At 62.2% G+C, this 16339-nt stretch carries 14 protein-coding genes, 2 tRNA genes and 1 pseudogene; 7 read left to right on the top strand and 10 right to left on the bottom strand.

The annotated features are described in order from the left end of the window. Positions 1-208 precede the first annotated feature (208 nt). Positions 209-502 (top strand): DUF1236 domain-containing protein, encoded by a 294-nt coding sequence (locus G3545_RS02315; RefSeq protein WP_170009473.1) that lies wholly within the window; start codon positions 209-211, stop codon positions 500-502. A gap of 496 nt (positions 503-998) precedes the next feature. On the opposite strand, the gene G3545_RS02310 is transcribed toward G3545_RS02315, so the two are convergent. Continuing rightward, a complete protein-coding gene (locus G3545_RS02310) occupies positions 999-1760 on the bottom strand; it encodes a DUF4394 domain-containing protein (RefSeq protein ID WP_246702659.1) in 762 nt (253 codons plus the stop codon). Positions 1761-1943: 183 nt separating this feature from the next. Between G3545_RS02310 and G3545_RS02305 the strand changes: the two genes are divergently transcribed. Together G3545_RS02305 and G3545_RS02300 are read left to right on the top strand one after the other, a co-directional pair. Then, complete coding sequence (locus G3545_RS02305; protein ID WP_281411699.1) at positions 1944-2501, top strand: sigma-70 family RNA polymerase sigma factor; 558 nt, start codon at positions 1944-1946, stop codon at positions 2499-2501. Beyond that, positions 2498-3220: an anti-sigma factor gene (locus G3545_RS02300; protein ID WP_170009469.1), complete on the top strand. Its 723-nt coding sequence runs from the start codon at positions 2498-2500 to the stop codon at positions 3218-3220. Before G3545_RS02305 ends, G3545_RS02300 begins: the two co-directional genes overlap by 4 nt. A 99-nt stretch (positions 3221-3319) precedes the next feature. Here G3545_RS02300 and G3545_RS02295 read toward each other — a convergent pair whose 3' ends face one another. Further along, positions 3320-3580 (bottom strand): hypothetical protein, encoded by a 261-nt coding sequence (locus G3545_RS02295; protein WP_170009467.1) that lies wholly within the window; start codon positions 3578-3580, stop codon positions 3320-3322. Between the two features lie 627 nt (positions 3581-4207). Here G3545_RS02295 and G3545_RS02290 point away from each other — a divergent pair. Then, the gene (locus tag G3545_RS02290; RefSeq protein ID WP_170009465.1) at positions 4208-4429 is read left to right on the top strand and encodes a hypothetical protein; all 222 of its coding nucleotides are present in this window, start codon (positions 4208-4210) and stop codon (positions 4427-4429) included. A gap of 1207 nt (positions 4430-5636) precedes the next feature. Further along, on the top strand, positions 5637-6329 hold the full coding sequence (locus G3545_RS02285; protein ID WP_246702656.1) for a Crp/Fnr family transcriptional regulator: 693 nt from the start codon (positions 5637-5639) through the stop codon (positions 6327-6329). 494 nt (positions 6330-6823) lie between these two features. On the opposite strand, the gene G3545_RS02280 is transcribed toward G3545_RS02285, so the two are convergent. After that, positions 6824-8065: an FAD-binding oxidoreductase gene (locus G3545_RS02280; protein ID WP_170009461.1), complete on the bottom strand. Its 1242-nt coding sequence runs from the start codon at positions 8063-8065 to the stop codon at positions 6824-6826. A 259-nt stretch (positions 8066-8324) separates the two neighbouring features. Here G3545_RS02280 and G3545_RS02275 point away from each other — a divergent pair, with 259 nt between their 5' ends. Further along, positions 8325-10439, top strand: a complete 2115-nt coding sequence (locus G3545_RS02275) for a catalase (protein WP_170009459.1) — start codon at positions 8325-8327, stop codon at positions 10437-10439. A 452-nt stretch (positions 10440-10891) separates the two neighbouring features. Here the strand turns inward: G3545_RS02275 and G3545_RS02265 are convergent, their stop codons facing one another. Together G3545_RS02265 and G3545_RS02260 are read right to left on the bottom strand one after the other, a co-directional pair. Further along, complete coding sequence (locus G3545_RS02265) at positions 10892-11866, bottom strand: L,D-transpeptidase family protein (protein WP_348644616.1); 975 nt, start codon at positions 11864-11866, stop codon at positions 10892-10894. Between the two features lie 174 nt (positions 11867-12040). Continuing rightward, entirely contained in the window at positions 12041-13138 is a 1098-nt protein-coding gene (locus G3545_RS02260) for a YihY/virulence factor BrkB family protein (RefSeq protein WP_170009453.1), read from the bottom strand. A gap of 208 nt (positions 13139-13346) precedes the next feature. Here G3545_RS02260 and G3545_RS02255 point away from each other — a divergent pair. Continuing rightward, a pseudogene (locus tag G3545_RS02255) lies at positions 13347-13733 on the top strand (hypothetical protein); the annotation flags it as partial. A 172-nt stretch (positions 13734-13905) separates the two neighbouring features. Here G3545_RS02255 and G3545_RS02250 read toward each other — a convergent pair. The 5 genes from G3545_RS02250 to G3545_RS02230 form a co-directional block, all read right to left on the bottom strand. Further along, positions 13906-13997: transfer RNA gene (locus tag G3545_RS02250), tRNA-Ser, on the bottom strand. A 107-nt stretch (positions 13998-14104) separates the two neighbouring features. After that, on the bottom strand, positions 14105-14869 hold the full coding sequence (locus G3545_RS02245) for an ATP12 family protein (protein ID WP_170009449.1): 765 nt from the start codon (positions 14867-14869) through the stop codon (positions 14105-14107). Further along, positions 14869-15540, bottom strand: coding sequence for an HAD-IA family hydrolase (locus G3545_RS02240; protein WP_170009447.1), 672 nt, complete (start codon positions 15538-15540; stop codon positions 14869-14871). The genes G3545_RS02245 and G3545_RS02240 overlap by 1 nt, the downstream gene beginning before the upstream one ends. Before the next feature lie 24 nt (positions 15541-15564). Continuing rightward, positions 15565-15640, bottom strand: a tRNA-Val gene (locus G3545_RS02235). A gap of 240 nt (positions 15641-15880) precedes the next feature. After that, on the bottom strand, positions 15881-16159 hold the full coding sequence (locus G3545_RS02230; protein WP_170009445.1) for an HU family DNA-binding protein: 279 nt from the start codon (positions 16157-16159) through the stop codon (positions 15881-15883). Positions 16160-16339 lie beyond the last annotated feature (180 nt).

The following is a 16339-nucleotide window of genomic DNA, read 5'->3' as shown; positions in this document are numbered from 1 at the left end:
GAAGCGCCGCACGCATCAAGGCGTCGCGCCCTTCCCCTGATGAAACAATGGGACGGCTCATTCGTTGCCATAAACCGAACCCAAACTTGGCTCGGGCGGTGTGTCGAACGTGTGCCCAGTTCATGCGCACTTAGTAAATAATTAGAAAAAGTGGAACGTTATTTGTCAATAACAATTGTCAATCAGATGTCTACTCATGGAGATTCTAATGTACAAACTTCTGTATGCTGCCCTTGTGGCTGGCGTTGTTACCGCTCCGTCTTCGGCTTTTTCACAGGCCGCCATTGTAACGACACCGTCTGAAGTAGGGTCAGGTGAAGTGCAACCATCGGCGACGATAGAACGTGAAGTCCTCGCTGGCCCCGGCGTCCCAGATGCTGCCGAGCTGCATACTCTCCCAACCCAGTCCGACGCCTACACCTACACGGTGGTAAATAACCGCCGAGTGGTCATCGAAACCAAGACCGGTAAAGTCGTCTCGGTGATGAAGGCGACCGACTGACGACATGCGCAAGATCCGGTCGCAGTCCATCAGCCTGCTGCATCGGGCAGCCTCTTGAGGGACGCTGGCGAATGCCTCTAATGCCGAAGCTTCCGATCATGGGTCCAGGCGCGAACTCGATCTTCGCGGCGAGATGCGGCTTGCAAAATCAGTGTGCCCGCACCGGTTTCATGTCTGTCGTGGGCAATTCAAGGCGAGACGGCGCGTTGGGTCCATCGGACGCCCATTGGACGCCGAGCGCGTCAAGGCGCTTGTCTCGGACGTGGCCGAGACAAGCCTTTTCATCAGCCGGTCCGGTAAATCGGCTTTGCCCCTTTCCGGAGAAGTTCGCGCCAGTAGTTTCAGCGGAAAGGGTTCCCGTTTCACGGTGACGGTGAGCAACCCTGGCCGACTAGGTTGCCCGGCCATCTTGCTAGATTGCCTCGGATTCTTCGCAGCAATCGGCGGCGCTCTCTCTCAGGCTGATGACTTTCGGGCTATCGAACACCCAGCAATCTCACATGACAGGTACAGACGCGATGTCGCGTACGCGGCCGGATATGCCCCCGACTTTGCCGACGGGAGTGGCTTTGCCGGTGGCGAGATCGACCTTGTGGAGCGTGTCGCCGGCCATCAACCAGCCTTCGCTCGCACCCGCATCAACGGCGACGATGTCGAAGGCATAGGCATCGGCCTTAACGCCGAACTTTCCGACCGCGCTGAGCACGCCGTCATTCGGCGGCGCCTGCTTGATGAGGGCACCGATCGTGGCGTCGACATCGTAGAGCGCCGTCTCCTTGGCACCCTTGACCGAGTTGGTATAGGCACCAGCGACGATGTTCGGCGCTTCGCCCTTGTGCATGTCGGTCTCGGCAAACTTCAGCGCGCCGTCCTTGGTCACCTTGCCGTCATCAACATTGGCGCGAAGGTTGGTGCCGTCGCTGCCAATGACCCGAAGGCGATCGGCGACAGGATTGAAATCGACGGTAGCCGCAACGCCCGCCGGAAGCATGGCGTCGAGCTTCGACTTCTTCGTCGCCTTGGCATTCGTGGCGTCGATGGTCACGACCGTGCCGTCGTCCGTCAGGCCGTAGAGCAGGCCATCCATCGGGCGGACATCGATACCGATCAGCGTGCCCTCCACGCCGGACACCTTCATCGGCTTGCCGGCCTTGAGCGTCTTGGCGTCGACGACCACGACCATGTTGTCGTCGAGCAGGGCAATCACGGATTGCGCCTGTGCGGCGGATGATGCGGTGAGCATGCCGGCGAACGCCAAGGCCGCTATCGAGCTTCTCATCTGCGAACTCCTTTTGAGACCGAGTTTATCGGTCGGACGGAGCGGATACCCGCCAGAAGATCCCGTGGATGCAGCCCGCGAGAATTTTTTCGTTGGCGCATCCGCTACGGAAGCTCGCGTGTAGTCTGGAGCAGATACTCGAAACGTGGCCCGATAGATCCTGTGCTCCAGTCACCCGTCGATCAGCGAAACGAACTGCGCCGCGCCCTGGAAGGCTGCGCACACGGGGACCGGGCGTCCTTGCACCTGATATATGAGCAGCTTGCCCCGCGCATGGTCGGCGTTGCCATGCGACTGCTCAGACGCAAGGAACTTGCGGAGGAGGTCGTCCACGACACCTTCGTCCGGATCTGGGAGAAGGCGCCGACGTTCGATCCGGCCCGGGGTGAACCCACGGCATGGATTTTTGCAATCCTCCGGAATCGCGCGCTTAACGTACTGAGGGGAGAAGGGCGTACCGACCTGGTCGAAGACTTCGAGCCCATGGCACTCGCGAGCGACGCCCCCAATGCGGAGGCGATAGTTGCGGCCCTCTCCGAGGCTGGGGCACTGCGACGCTGCCTGGATCGCCTGGACCCGCTTCGTCGCCAGGCCGTCGTTCTGGTCTATGCGCGAGGACTTAGCCACGGCGAAATCGCGGGTCGCATGGGTGTCCCGCTTGGAACGGCAAAATCCTGGATACGACGGAGCCTGCTCGCGCTCCGGGAGTGCATGGCATGAACGAAGTGGAAAAGGAGGCGCTGGCCGCAGAATACGCGCTCGGACTTACAGACCTCGCCGAGACGGAACGCTGTGATGCGATGGCCCATGCGGACAGAGACTTTGCCTCGCGCGTGGCCGGATGGCGTGCACGGTTTGCCGAACTGGACCTGACTGCCGAGGTGCAGGCGCCAAGCTCGGGACTATGGAGGCGCATCGAAGCCTCGACACGGAATACGCGACAAATGGCTACGCCAGATGCGCGCGTATCGGCGACGAACAGCAGTTGGTCGCGAGTTTGGCAAAGCCTGCCGGTCTGGCGGACCGCGGCCTTCGGCGCAGCCGCGGCCGCTACCGTGATTGCCACCATCGGTATCGGCCTCATGCGAGACATAGCGCGCACCCCGGTCATGGTGGCAGTCCTCCTCTCTGACCAGCGGACGCCGGCGGCCGTCGTCAACGCTTTTTCGGATGGCCGCACCGAGCTGGTGCCCCTCGAATCTCTGGCAGCACCGGAAGGCAAGTCGCTCCAGGTCTGGACCCTCTGGGATAGAGCGCGCGGCCCCGTATCAGTTGGCCTTCTTGAAGCGATGCGGAGTCTGGAACTGAATGTCGGGGGGCTGCCGGCAACATCTCAGGACCAACTATTCGAGGTCACGCTGGAACCCGCAGGCGGGTCGCCGACCGGGCGCCCTACCGGCCCGATACTGATGAAGGGCAATGCATCCCGCGCTCTCTAGGTTTGGCGGCCCCCAGTGCTCCAGCGCGAGACCGTCACGCATAGGCAAGCAACCTTGCCTCCTTTGCCGCAAGCATAAAGGCACCGCGAAATTGTAGGCCTATCGCCGCCTGCGCCGACCACCGAGACGCGAATGGTTCGCTCGAACGATGACGCGATAGTCATCAATCATTTTGTCAATGGACCCGCCCGCCAGGAACGCCGGGCCGAGCCGCATTGCCGCCTCCGCCTTTTCCGACCACATTTTTTGCGCTTCCGCGGTGCCAGCTGCGCCGCCTTGCGCCAGTTTGATCATCCGGAGCGCGATTACATTTTGGCTTTCAAACGCCAGCATAGAAATCTTGAAGAGCGTTTTGAACATCGGGTGCTTCCCACTCCAGCCACGGCCAACTCAACGCCCATGCGGCGGATGGGTTCAACGCTCTAAGGAGGTGCGGGCCCGCTCTCTGCCACGGCAAGCCACTCGGCCTGTTCGTTTGGGCTCATCGTGAAGCTGCGCCAAAAGCCGGTTGTATTGCGCGATCCGGCATCGTGTCCGGCGTAGGGACACAGGATGGGCTCATCGAAGGGCGGTTCGATTGCGGACGTAGTATCGGCCTCGAAGCGCAGCGGCTTACCGCAAACCACGCAGACCAGGACTTCCAATCGAAACCCTCCGCGCGAGGAACAAGGTTGCCACAATGCTCCTTTCTCCGCGCAGTAATACGTCATTTGACGGTGTACGGGCTCACGATGGCGCTAATGATAACGGATGTGACAGCACCAACGCGGAGCAGCACCCATGGTGAGTCCCTTCAAGGAGCCGCGCCGGGCAAATCCCAATCCAATCGCTCGCACAACACTCGCAGAGGCGACCGACACTGTGAAGGCCGAGGAGCGAGCGCGTCTCGATGAACACGCCGCCCGCACCGCCCTGCTACGTGCGGCCCGGCTCGCGAAGGTGAGCGACGAGATTCGATAGCGGTTCCCGCCGCAGTTCGGAGGGACTATGCCCCACTACACGTTCACCATCTCCGGGGAACTGCACGGCCACAACGTAGTGCTGAAAGACGACGACGCGGCTTGGTCCGAACTCGTGACCTGGACGGGTGAGGTACTGCGGGACGAAAGCGGAAAGTTGCCGCCGAACTCGTCCGTGGTCATCGAGGTGGAGGATGATAAGGGCGCTCGCATAGCAAGCGTGGAGGTCCGGACGACAAGGCTACGCTAAGAGCATTTCTATTGCAGTTGAGGAAATTGGATTGCACGCTGGCGGGCATGGGTTCCAGGATGGGAAATGAACGAATGCCACGAACCATAAAGCTGACGGCGTGCCTGCTCTTCGGACTGACGCTCGCTGCCGGTCCCGCGGTCGCCATTCCACCGCTCCATCCGCCGGCCCTGCCTACAATTACTTCAAAGGTGGATTGGCCTTGTGGCCCAGGCTATCATCTCGGCCGTGGCGGCCAGCGGTGTTGGCCAAACGGCTGGGCACCTGCCGAGGAAATTCCTCCAGGCTATGTACCCGGCCCGCGAGTATCTCCGATGCCGCCGGTTCTTGAATGTCCTCCCGGCTATCACCTCGGCCGCGGCCTGAAGCAATGTTGGCCCAACTAATCTGCCGCGCTCCAGGAAAGAAAGGGTCCGCTCACGCAAGCGGAGCGGCCCAAGTCTAGGGAGGAAACGCCCAAGGAGAGCAGCGGGCGCGATGCCAATCGCGCCCCGCATCGCAGCGGTATCGCATGGACCGATGATCGTTCGGTGCACGAACTTTCCTCGGGTATCATGGGGATATTTCTAATTTCTGAGCAATTGCATATCGACGCAGGCGCGCATCGCGATAAGCTGGCTGGCCATGGCAACCCCTCCAGACCACGCAACGCAAAAGAAACTGGCCGCCCTTCGCGACCGTCTGCTTCAGGCTCAGCGCGAACTCATCGTGTCCGCGGCTGATGTTGGCATAATCCCTTCCGACAATGTACTCCGCAAGATTGCTGATCTTGAGGTTACGATAGGCGCTGTTGAAACGTCGCTCTATGCGAAATAGCTGGCCCAGCCAGCTTGATCGACGCACTATCAAAGGCCGACAAGACGTCAGAGCAGCGTCGGCTGTACCGCGATGGGTTCGACCGTCGGCGGTGGATCCCTCTTGGCGCCGCGGCGACCACCATAAGCATTTGATTGGTGGGTGGACCGGACGGCACGCAACAGCGGCGAGCACCCGCTCCAGCAGCCGGAGACGTCGCGAGCCTCAGACCGACACGATCGAGCGCCGCCGCATCATTTGATAGGCGCCATCGACGCCCCAGCTTGTATCACCGCCTATGCAAACCATGCCATGACCGCTCGCGGCGAGCGCGATAAGCTGCGCGGCGGGCATCTGCACCGGAGGAACTCTTTTTATGTCGGCTGCCGGGTTGGGTACCCTCGTTCGGAGAATGGTCAGCACCAACGACCTCGAAGACGGGGAGAAAGCTGCGCTTGGGAAGCTACCATTCACCCTTGCGAGTCTTGCGCCGCAACAAGACGTCGTGAGGGAGGGAGATCGCCCGACCCGCTCATGTTTGCTGCTAGAAGGATATTTGTTCACCTCAAAGCATATTGCCGAGGATCGCAGGCAAATAACCTCGATTTATGTCGCCGGCGACATCCCCGACCTGCAAAGTGTCCACTTGGAAATAATGGACATGACGCTCACTTCATTCACTCACTGCAAGGTCGCGTATATACAACATTCGGCCATCAAAACATTGTGCCTGGAGAATCCTCGTCTAGCGCTCGCATTCTGGCGGTCGACATTGATCGATGCTGCCATGTACAGGGAATGGATTGCTAACGTCGGTCAAAGATCTGCCTTGAGCCGAACAGCGCATCTGATGTGCGAGCTACTGACCCGCCTCAAGGCGGTCGGCCTTTCGGATGGCACGAGTTGTGACCTGCCCACCACCCAAACTGAACTTGCCGATGCCTTGGGTCTATCCGCTGTCCACATGAGCCGCGTACTGAGAGATATGCGCGCCGATGGCCTGATACAGTTGCGCGGTAGACGCCTGACGGCCCTCAAACCCGCCGCGCTGGCTGAGGTCGGAGACTTTGATCCAACCTATCTGCATCTCAGAGAAAAACTCTGATTGCCATGTCATTTCGATCAAGGAACGACGGCCTGTGAAAGGAGTTTCTCAATCAGGCAGCGGAGCGCTCGAATGCCGCGTTACTGGTTCCAGCTGAAAGGCGAGAGAGGGGGGCGAGAGAGGGGGGCGACGACGTCGACCTGCCAAACGACGACGTTGCTTATACCCCGCTCCTGCTCTGACGCCGAGACGTTCTTCAGGACGTTGAACGCGAATTGCCTCCATGAGACGGCAGCCTTGCCGCCGCCTCGCACCTGAAGGTTCAGGACATTATATCGTCTCGCTGCCGGCCGCCGACCGAGCGCAAGAAGGGTATTCCGCATTCTGATCTCCTGGACCCGCACGCTGCGGGCGTTGCAAATGACAACGACATCGCCGGTCGGCCGTCCCAAGTGGGAGAGTAAAATTGCCGTGTCACTGCAATTAGTTAGATAAGATATCAGCGTACTTCGGGAAGAGCAGAACTGACCGCGGCAGGCATCGCCGGCGCGTGCTTACGCCACTGGCGGGGGACGATCGATAGCGAAGTCGTCGTACCAAGGCTCGTGACGGCCGGCGAGCATCTCTCCGATGATCCGTGAAGCGAGATAGCTGAATGTGATGCCATTGCCCCCATAGCCATAGGCGGCAAACAGATTGGGCTGGTCGGGCACCTCGCCAATTAGCGGCAACCCATCGTCAGTTTGTCCAAAGGCGCCAGACCAGATGAATGCCGCGTCAGCGGCGGCGGCAGGGCGCAGCAGCTTGAGTTTGCGAAGCAGCGCGTCGCGCTTTGCCGGCATCAGGACGTCGCGTTCGTCAGGATCAACAATGTCGTCCTCGTCCTCACCGCCAATGATGATGCGGTTATCTGCCGTCGTACGCGCATACAAATAATCCTCCGATGCTTCCCAAATCAAAGCTCCGTCGCGCCAAAGCGCATCGGGCCGCGTCTGCGGCGGGGTGGCAATCGCCCAGCTCGACGCTGTCTTGTGAAGGTCGGTCTTCATGAACTCCGGCATGACGTAACCGGTGGCAAGCACGACATGCTTCGCCTGAACTTCCAGGCCATTGTCCATCCGCACCAATACGCCGTGTCCGAAACTGGCGTAGCTGGCTGCTTCGGCGTCATACAAAACGGCCCCCTGGGCGAGTGCCGAATTGATCAGCGCATGCGCCAGCAGAAGCGGGTCGGCGTCCGCCGAGCCAGGGGAAACAATTGCCGCCTCGCGATCAAAGCCGAACTCGCGCTTCAGCGTCAGGTAGTCGAGGTACACTCCCGGCAGCCCTGCTCGTTCGCGCAGCACGTGCTCGGCGTGGAGTTCAGCTGCCCCGGTGTCCCCGCCCGTCAGGTACAGCGAACGGCGTTGCCGAAAGCCGCTCGGCTGCAGCTCCTCTGCGAGCGTTTTCAGGCCGGACACTGCCTGAAGGCTGCGCCGGTAGATATTCGCCGCCCGCTCAAAGCCATAATACCCCGTGAGTTCGCTGAGCGGGCAGTCGATTTCCCATTGCAGCATGGCGGTGCTCGCGGCGGTGCTGCCGAAGCCGGCCCGCTCCCGGTCGATCAGGATCACCTCTCGACCGAGCCTCGAAAGATGCTCAGCCATGAGCGCGCCGGTAATTCCCGCGCCGACCACGAGCACATCGCACGCCAGACTATGCTCGAGCTCACGGCGTACCGGTCTCTTGAAACCGCTCAGCCAGGGCGGACAGCCGCCGCGCAGGTCGCTTTGGACGGTGGTGTCAGGGTGAAACATGTTCGCTCGGCGGTCGAATGCGGAAAAGATGACAGCGCGTCGGGCGTCGGCAACGCGGCGCCGACATCGGGCTCCATCTGCAGAAGAGCGAGGCCCTAACGGAAACCAGCGACGTATGTTCCGTCGCCGCAGCGAGCGGCCACCGCGAACCTCGCCGCCGCGGCCGCAATCATCGCGGGAACATCGGCCGCCGGCAGCACTTAGGTCAGGACTCAAACGACGCAAGCCGCCGCGCTCGCAGCTTCCCGAGGGACCGACCATGGCCGATCGCAAGACATCCCCGACCACCAAGAAATCCGCCACCAAGAAGGGCGCCTCGATTATCGGGACTGGAGGCGAAGTGCACCAAGCCTCATCGACTGCTGAGGAGCGACTGACGACCAATCACGGCGTCCCGGTGAGCGACAATCAGAACTCGCTCAGGGGCGGACGGCGCGGCCCGACGCTTCTCGAGGATTTCGTCCTGCGGGAAAAAATCCAGCACTTCGATCATGAGCGTATCCCGGAGAGGATCGTCCACGCGCGCGGCTCCGGCGCCCATGGTTATTTCGAGCTCACGGATTCGCTCGCCAAATTCAGTCGCGCTCGGATCCTCACCGAGGTCGGCGCCAGGACAGAAGTGTTCGTGCGCTTCTCGACCGTTGCCGGTGGTGCAGGCTCGGTTGATACGCCGCGCGATGTTCGTGGCTTCGCGGTGAAATTCTACAGCAAGGAGGGTAATTGGGATCTGGTCGGAAACAATATCCCGGTTTTCTTCATTCAGGACGCGATCAAATTCCCGGACCTCATCCATTCGGTGAAGATGGAGGCTGACCGCGGGTATCCGCAGGCGGCGAGCGCACATGACACATTCTGGGACTTTGTCGGGCTAATGCCGGAGTCGACCCACATGATTATGTGGGTCATGTCGGACCGGGCGATACCGCGCTCGCTGCGGATGATCGAAGGTTTTGGCGTCAATACCTTCCGGCTGTTGAACGACAAGGGCGAGGCGACCTTCGTAAAATTCCACTGGCGCCCCAAGCTCGGCACGCAATCGACCTGCTGGGACGAGGCGGTGAAGATTGCCGGCGCCGATCCGGACTACCACCGCCGCGATCTATACGACGCCATCGCTGCCGGAAACTTTCCGGAGTGGGAGTTTGGCGTGCAGCTTCTCAGCCAGAAGCAAGCCGACGCCCTTCCCTTCGATATCCTCGACGCCACCAAGGTGATCCCGGAGGAACTGGTGCCGATCCGGGTGATCGGCCGCATGGTGCTGGATCGCAACCCGGACAATTTTTTCGCCGAGACCGAGCAGGTGGCGTTCCTGCCCACGAACATCCCGCCGGGTATCGACGTTTCCGAAGATCCGCTGCTGCAGGGGCGGCTATTCTCCTATCAGGACACCCAGCTGTCGCGCCTCGGCACCGTGAACTTCCACCAGATTCCGGTCAATCGCGCGAAGGGGTGCCCCTTCCAGAACTTCCAGCGCGACGGCCACATGCAGACTGAGGCCTTCTCCGGCAGGGCGAATTACGAGCCGAACAGCCTGGCGGACACCGGAGAAGCCGGCGGCCCACGCGAAGATCCCAAAGGTGGCTTCCGCAGCTTCGCCGTCCCCCTCGGCGACACCAAGGTACGGCTGCGGTCGGAGACGTTTGCCGACCATTACAGCCACGCGCGGCTGTTTTATCGGTCGCAGACCGAAATCGAACAGGCACACCTTGCGAGCGCGATCGTCTTCGAGCTGTCCAAGGTAGCACTCGACCACATCCGCGCCCGCGTACTGGCGAACCTCCGCAATGTCGACGAGACACTTGCGAGCCGTGTCGCCGCGGGACTGAGTGTCGAGCTGCCGTCAGCCTCTTCACCCGCGGCCGAACCGCGGGACATGGACGCTTCGCCGGCCCTGCGCATCGTGGGCAAATACCCCGACACCCTGGCGGGGCGGGCCGTTGGAATCCTCGTCACTGATGGTGCCGACGGCGCTGTAGTCGCGAAAACCGTGTCTTCCGTCGAGGCGGCTGGTGCGACAGCGAAGCTCATCGCTCCCAAGGTCGGCGGCGTCACTCTCAAGAATGGTAAGTTGTTGAAAGCTGACATGCAGCTCGCCGGCGCGCCATCCGTGCTGTTCGACGCCGTAGCGCTGATCGTGTCGAAAGACGGCTGCGAACAGCTTCTCAAGGAGGCTGCCGCCGTGGATTTCTGCCGCGATGCCTTTGGTCACCTCAAGGCGATGGGACATACGCCGGAGGGCCAGCCACTGCTGGATAAGGCCGGTGTCGTACCGGATGCCGGGGTGGCTGATATCAGCAAAGGCCATGACGCCTTCCTGAAGGCGGCGAGCACGCGGCAATGGGCGCGAGAGCCCACTATCAGGAACCTCGCATGATTTGTCGCCAGTGAACGATCGCGATTTATTGCTGTGGGACCGGCGCCGGAACTAACATTTTCCGGGCCGGTCAGAAGCGCGAGTGATCGGCTCGCCCTTTAGTTCGTACCCGAAGCAACCTTTGCTCGCGCGGCGGTGACCGGGTCCCCAAGTGAAGGTTGTTCGGTCGTAGGTGAAGTTTCGGTGCCGACCACTTCGCTGGAATCTCCAGTAGAGCGCAGGTCGTCATTAGGGGACTCATCTTGAATGGAATGGCGGGCCATGTGCCAGTGTCGTTCGGCTTGACCGTGAGGTTGCCCCTCATCGAGCCAAATGTGGAATGCTTTTAAGCGAACCCTATCTTCCCAATTGCCCATCTCGGCGATCCTCCGCAGTGTGACGGATCTCAACTCACTCGGGCGGGGGACGTTCCGCTCGAAGGGGCTGCTGCGCCGCCGCGGCGCTTTGCTAAGCTAATCCACGAAGCGCACTGCTAGCCCCGGCTTGACCATCCCGGCCAATTCCTGCGCGTCCCAGTTCGTCAAGCGGACACAGCCGTGAGATGTTGTCTTGCTCACTTGAGAGGGCTCGGGCGTTCCATGAATGCCGAAGGTTGGTTTAGACAGCGCGATCCAGACCGTGCCTACTGGATTGTTCGGTCCTGGCGGCAACGTCAGCTTCCTCTTGTTGCTACCTTGCTGGAAGTTCTTCTCGGGATCGTAGTGGTAGGTCGGATTGCGTACGATGCGTTCAATCCGATATTCGCCTTCGGGCGAAGGCGTATCGCCGCTGCCAATCGTGGCGGGATAGCTTGCGAGAATCGCGTCACCCGGGCCAAAGACGACAAGCATCCCTGTCTTCTTCACTGCTTCAATCCGCTCGACGGGTGCCTCAAACGGTTGTCGATTGACTGAGACGACGCTGATCCGTTCTCCGGCCGTTCGGAAATCCGCGTGGGGGTTAAGTGCCCTCAGCAGCGCCTCGCTCATATGAAAGCGCTCAGCGAACATCTCGGGCGCGCCGGTATAGGAGAGCCGCTTCAACGCGGCCTGTTTGGCATAATCGCGGGGGATTCTGCGGACGAAGCGGGACGAGACGTCTCTCTCCGAAAGGATGTACTCCGTCGTAATGTTGCTGGCCGTGTCCGCGCCTAGCGCGCGCCAGGTGCGCTCGTCCACCTTTTCGCCTTCGCCGAGGTTTTCCTGGCGGCGGAATTGAGCGATGGCTTTGCGATAATTCTCCCCATCGACGCCATCGATTTCCCCTGGCGAAATACTGCGGCGGCTCAACAGAACTTGCGCCTTTACGACGGCAGGATCTGGCTGGCTGGTGGGCCTGCGCTCAGTGACGGAAGCCTGGTTCACCTCGTCGGCTGTGAGTGCGTGAACGGGTCCGCTGCACAGTGCGAAGAGACACGCGATCAACGGGACGGTAGGGGTGGTTTGCATCGAGCTTCAACGCCGTTCGGAAGATGAATTCGCCAAACCAAGGGCGTGGCCACTAGTGAATGCCGCGACGAGCGATTTGGTTCGTCGACCTCGGCCACCAATTCAGCCTCACGTTGGTCGGCGGCGACGAACAGTGGCAATGGCTCACCGCGAGCTCAGCAACTAGGTGACGACCTACTGTCCGAGCGTGTCGGCCATCGTGGCACCGCGCAGTCCCATCGGAAGGTCCGGCCCCGTGGTCGTATCGATTGCGGTCTGGTGCTCCATCTCGGCGTTGAGTTCGGCGCCAAATAGGACAGCGCAGGATGAGAGCCAGATCCACATCATCAGGGCAATCGCTGCGCCGAGAGAGCCATAGGTCGCGTTGTAGTCGGCGAAGTTCGAGAGGTACGCCGAAAGGCCGACCGACACCATGATCCAGAGTACGGAAGCAACCGCACTGCCCCAGGTCACCCATCGCCACTTCGCATTCTCCCGGCTTGGGCCGAAGCGATACAGGACGGACAGTCCGATCATGAGTACAGCCGCCATCACGACCCAGCGCAGCGCACGAACCAGCACTATCATCGTGTCCGAGAGCTTGAGCGTGGCAATGGCGGCCGGCGCGACCGTCACCGTGAACATGGCAAGCATCACCACGGTCAATGCCGCCAGCGTCAGCGCGAGGGACAGTGCGTTGAGCATCACGAAGCCGCGCTTTTCGGTTTCCTCGTAGGCGACGTTCAGCCCGTCGATCAGAGCTTTCATGCCGGCGTTCGCGCCCCACAACGCGATGCCGAGGCCGATCAACAGCTTGACGGTCAGGGCTTCGCTGCCTTGCGTGACAATGCGGGAGATCTGGTCCTCGACGATCTGGAACGCGCCGGCCGGCAGCATGAAGGAAAGCGCGAACAGATGATCGCGCACCGTCGCGGGATCTGTGAACAGGCCATAAAGCGAGACAATGGCGGTGACTGCCGGAAACAGCGCGAGCAGGCCGAAGAACGTTATGCCGGCGGCGACGGTGGGCAGGCGATCCTCGATCGATTCGCTATAGGTGCGCCGCAAGATGTCACTCCAACCTCCTGCCCCGATGGCTGCCGGTGTGGTGGCCAAGCGCCCACGATCGACCTCAAGCGACGTCCCGCCGGAGCCCCCGCGACCAACGCGCAACGGACTTTGCGCGTCGGTCGTCTCAGACCGGGACATGCGCAGGACGATCGCGATCCACGCCGCTGTGCCGGCAAGCATAAGCCGCCCCAGATCCAGCCGGTACGGACGTCGGAAGGCCATCTGACGCGCTCCTGAACGAACACCTCACATGAAGGAGAAAGAGGACACAGGAGTTCCCTCCCCGGCCCACCTGCGAAGCAATTCTCCCGGAACGCATCGCTCATCGGGTGGTTAGCCCGCGAATTCCCTGCGAATGAGGTGCGGATGGGCGACAGATTGGTCCGTGAGCCTGGTGCTCTTCGTGGGTGCGATTGTCTTGGCACGGTGGGTCCACGCACTCGCCTTTCGCATCGTCACCCGGATCGTCGGCGGCATGGACCTGTTCTGGCGCTCGCTGGTCTCACGGACAGAAGGTCCCACCCGGCTCGCGTTGATGGTTCTGGCGCTCGGCGCCGCCGCGAATGTGGTGACCATCATCGTGACTCTCGCGATTTCCGCCGCGCTGATGTCGTTCGAGGGTGTGCGCCAGTATGGCGTGAGCCTCCTTGCCTCGGCCGGCGCCGCTGTCGTTGTCGTCGGCCTGGCGTTGCAGCCGGTCCTGAAAAACCTGTTCGCCGGCATCCAGCTTGCCGTCACGCAGCCCATCCGCATGACGACATATGTCGAGGAAATTACCTCGACATATGTCGTCATGCGCTTGTGGGAAATTCGCCGTACCAGAATGCGTGACGCCCAAGGGCGAAGAGCGTCGTCAGGCACCGACAAGCGCGCTCCGATTTGATTCTGCGCACCATTCCCCAGCCATGATCGCGCATTCTCCCGTACTTTCTCCCGGAAGAGTGTGCAAGCGGCGATCTAAACTATTGATTTCATTGACAAAAAAAGAATGGCGGAGACGGAGGGATTCGAACCCTCGAGACCCTTTTGGGGGTCTGCTCATTTAGCAAACGAGTGCCTTCAGCCTCTCGGCCACGTCTCCAGCCGCGCCAAGCACGGCGGCGACCTGTCTAGGTTTCAAGCCCGGCGCGGTCAAGGCTCTATTACGTTCCAACGACGGACTTCCCCCGTTGACGGACGTGCTCCCGTTCAGGCGAGATGCCGCAACAGCGCCGCTGCCGCCACGAACTCGCGGCGGCGCGCCTCGCGGCGGGCGCTCGCCTCGGCGTCCGCGCCCCACAGCTCGATCTGGTGGTCCTCATCGACATGGGCGGCGGTCCAGGCCGCCTCCTCGTCGAGCGCACCCTGCCAGACGGCAATGGCGAGCAGAGCCGAGCCCGCCAGCGCCGTCATCGAAGCGAGCGCGGCCAGCCGTAGCGGATCCTCCGGCAACGCCGCCCGCACCGCCGCTACGGAGTTCTGCGGCTGCTCGACGAATCGTATGCCCTCGCTCAGCATGAAGCGCGCGCCGTGGCGCTCGCGCATGAAGTCCAGCACCGGGTCCCAATGCGCCGCCTGCCGGGCGATGAGGCTCGCGGGCCCGTCGGCGCGATAGAACAGCAGGTCGGAGCCGGCATATTTGACGATCTCGTCGGCAGTTTCGCCGGTTCGCGCCGCCACCCCGTCGAGCGCGGAGTTGACGAGGCGGGTGAGCGGCATGCTCATCGGCTCGATGAATTCGCCCTGGCTCGCCCATTCTGCCGCCAGCGCCTCGGCCAGCTTGGCGCTCGGCACCGCCAGCACGGCGCGTGAGGGCGTGCGTACAGGCCGGCCGTCCAGCAGGACGCCGTGGCCGCCCTCGACCGGCCCAGCTGCGGCCTGCTTGTAGAAGCGCTTTGCTCGCGGCGGCTGGCCGGCGCCACGCGCGGCGCGGATCGGATCCGCCGTATCGTCGCGCGTCTCGTCCCCGGCCATCAGGCGAACTCCATCCACAATTCGTCCAGCACTACGGGCAGCGACGACGCGTGATCGACTAGGCGCTCGGCGCCGGACTGCACCAGCACGTCGCGGGCATGATAGCCCCAGGTGACGCCTACCGCCCTCACGCCGGCAGCACGGGCCATCGTCATGTCGAAGCTGGTGTCGCCGATCAGTATGGTGTCCAGCGGCGCTGCGCCGGTCTCCGCCATGGCCCGCAGCACCATTTCCGGATGTGGCTTGGATGGAGCGTCATCGGCGGTCTGCACGGTGACGAAGTGCGAGGCCAGGCCGTGATGCTCCAGCACCGCTCGCGCGCCGCGCTGCGACTTGCCGGTGGCCATGCCGATCAGCGCGTCCTCGCGCCGCGCCAGCATCTGGATCACCTCGGCAATGCCGGGATAGAGCGGCTCGCGGAAGCCGGGCTCGGTGCGCAGCGTGCGGAAGGCGCCGCGATAAAGCTCGGCCAGCTCCTCGGCGGGAAACGCCGGGTCCTCGCCGCCGATGCGGCGCATCGCCTCGGTGAGGGAAAGGCCGACAATGCCGAGCACGGTCTCGCGCGGCGGCACGGCAAGGCCGGCGCCTGCAAAGGCGCGCGCCATCGCTTCAAGGATGACGTGCTGGCTGTCGACGAGCGTGCCGTCGCAATCGAACAGGACGAGCTTCACCGTCGCATCACTCACGCAAAGAATTGGTGGGCGGTGACGGGCTCGAACCGCCGACCCTCTCGGTGTAAACGAGATGCTCTACCAACTGAGCTAACCGCCCGCGCCGGGCTCGCCTCGGTGGATCGCCGCGGACATGCCGCGACGCCGACCGGCCAAACCTGACCGGAACGCTTTAACCCTTTGCGGGGAAGCGGAGCAAGATCAAAGGCGACACTCGCCACGGACCTTGGCGGATGGGCGGGTGGAATTCCACCCTGCCCGGCCTCGGCCGCCGCAGACGCCCCGCCCGATCCGCGAATTGCGGGGGCGAGAGCGCGCGGCCGACCGGAGGCGGCAGAAATCAGCCGTTGACGATGTCCTTCAGACCCTTGCCGGGCGTGAACTTCGGCGCCTTGGAGGCTTCGATCTTCACCGGCTTGCCGGTGCGCGGATTGCGGCCCTCGCGCGCAGCGCGCTTCACGACCGAAAAGCTGCCGAAGCCGATGAGCTTCACCTCGTCGCCCGCCTTCAGCGAAGCGGCAATGGCGTCGAAGGTCGCGTCCACGGCAGCCGCAGCCGCCGCCTTCGTCAGCTTGGCCTGCTCAGCCACCGCGGCGACGAGTTCGTTCTTCGTGGTCATCTGACCGTCCTTCCCTTAACATTGCACAAGAATCGTCGGCTGGGTGCACCGACGACGGGCGGGAAGCTTCCCCCAAATTGCGGCGATTGCAAGCGTGAGCGGCCGAAAACCCGCACAAATACACGATTTCCGGCGGTATTGCGGTATTATAATACCAAGAATATGACGTTTGATGACCGC

Origin of the sequence: Starkeya sp. ORNL1 (genome assembly GCF_012971745.1) — a bacterium.
Lineage (GTDB): Bacteria > Pseudomonadota > Alphaproteobacteria > Rhizobiales > Xanthobacteraceae > Ancylobacter.
This window is presented reverse-complemented; position numbering and strand designations above follow the sequence as displayed.

What these genes read in the sequence shown, in the direction of transcription:
- G3545_RS02315 (WP_170009473.1), top strand. Translation starts at nt 209, where the DNA reads ATGTACAAACTTCTGTATGCTGCCCTTGTGGCTGGCGTTGTTACCGCT.
- G3545_RS02300 (WP_170009469.1), top strand. Translation starts at nt 2,498, where the DNA reads ATGAACGAAGTGGAAAAGGAGGCGCTGGCCGCAGAATACGCGCTCGGA.
- G3545_RS02295 (WP_170009467.1), bottom strand. Translation starts at nt 3,580, where the DNA reads ATGTTCAAAACGCTCTTCAAGATTTCTATGCTGGCGTTTGAAAGCCAA.
- G3545_RS02290 (WP_170009465.1), top strand. Translation starts at nt 4,208, where the DNA reads ATGCCCCACTACACGTTCACCATCTCCGGGGAACTGCACGGCCACAAC.
- G3545_RS02285 (WP_246702656.1), top strand. Translation starts at nt 5,637, where the DNA reads ATGGTCAGCACCAACGACCTCGAAGACGGGGAGAAAGCTGCGCTTGGG.
- G3545_RS02280 (WP_170009461.1), bottom strand. Translation starts at nt 8,065, where the DNA reads ATGTTTCACCCTGACACCACCGTCCAAAGCGACCTGCGCGGCGGCTGT.
- G3545_RS02275 (WP_170009459.1), top strand. Translation starts at nt 8,325, where the DNA reads ATGGCCGATCGCAAGACATCCCCGACCACCAAGAAATCCGCCACCAAG.
- G3545_RS02265 (WP_348644616.1), bottom strand. Translation starts at nt 11,866, where the DNA reads ATGCAAACCACCCCTACCGTCCCGTTGATCGCGTGTCTCTTCGCACTG.
- G3545_RS02260 (WP_170009453.1), bottom strand. Translation starts at nt 13,138, where the DNA reads ATGGCCTTCCGACGTCCGTACCGGCTGGATCTGGGGCGGCTTATGCTT.
- G3545_RS02245 (WP_170009449.1), bottom strand. Translation starts at nt 14,869, where the DNA reads ATGGCCGGGGACGAGACGCGCGACGATACGGCGGATCCGATCCGCGCC.
- G3545_RS02230 (WP_170009445.1), bottom strand. Translation starts at nt 16,159, where the DNA reads ATGACCACGAAGAACGAACTCGTCGCCGCGGTGGCTGAGCAGGCCAAG.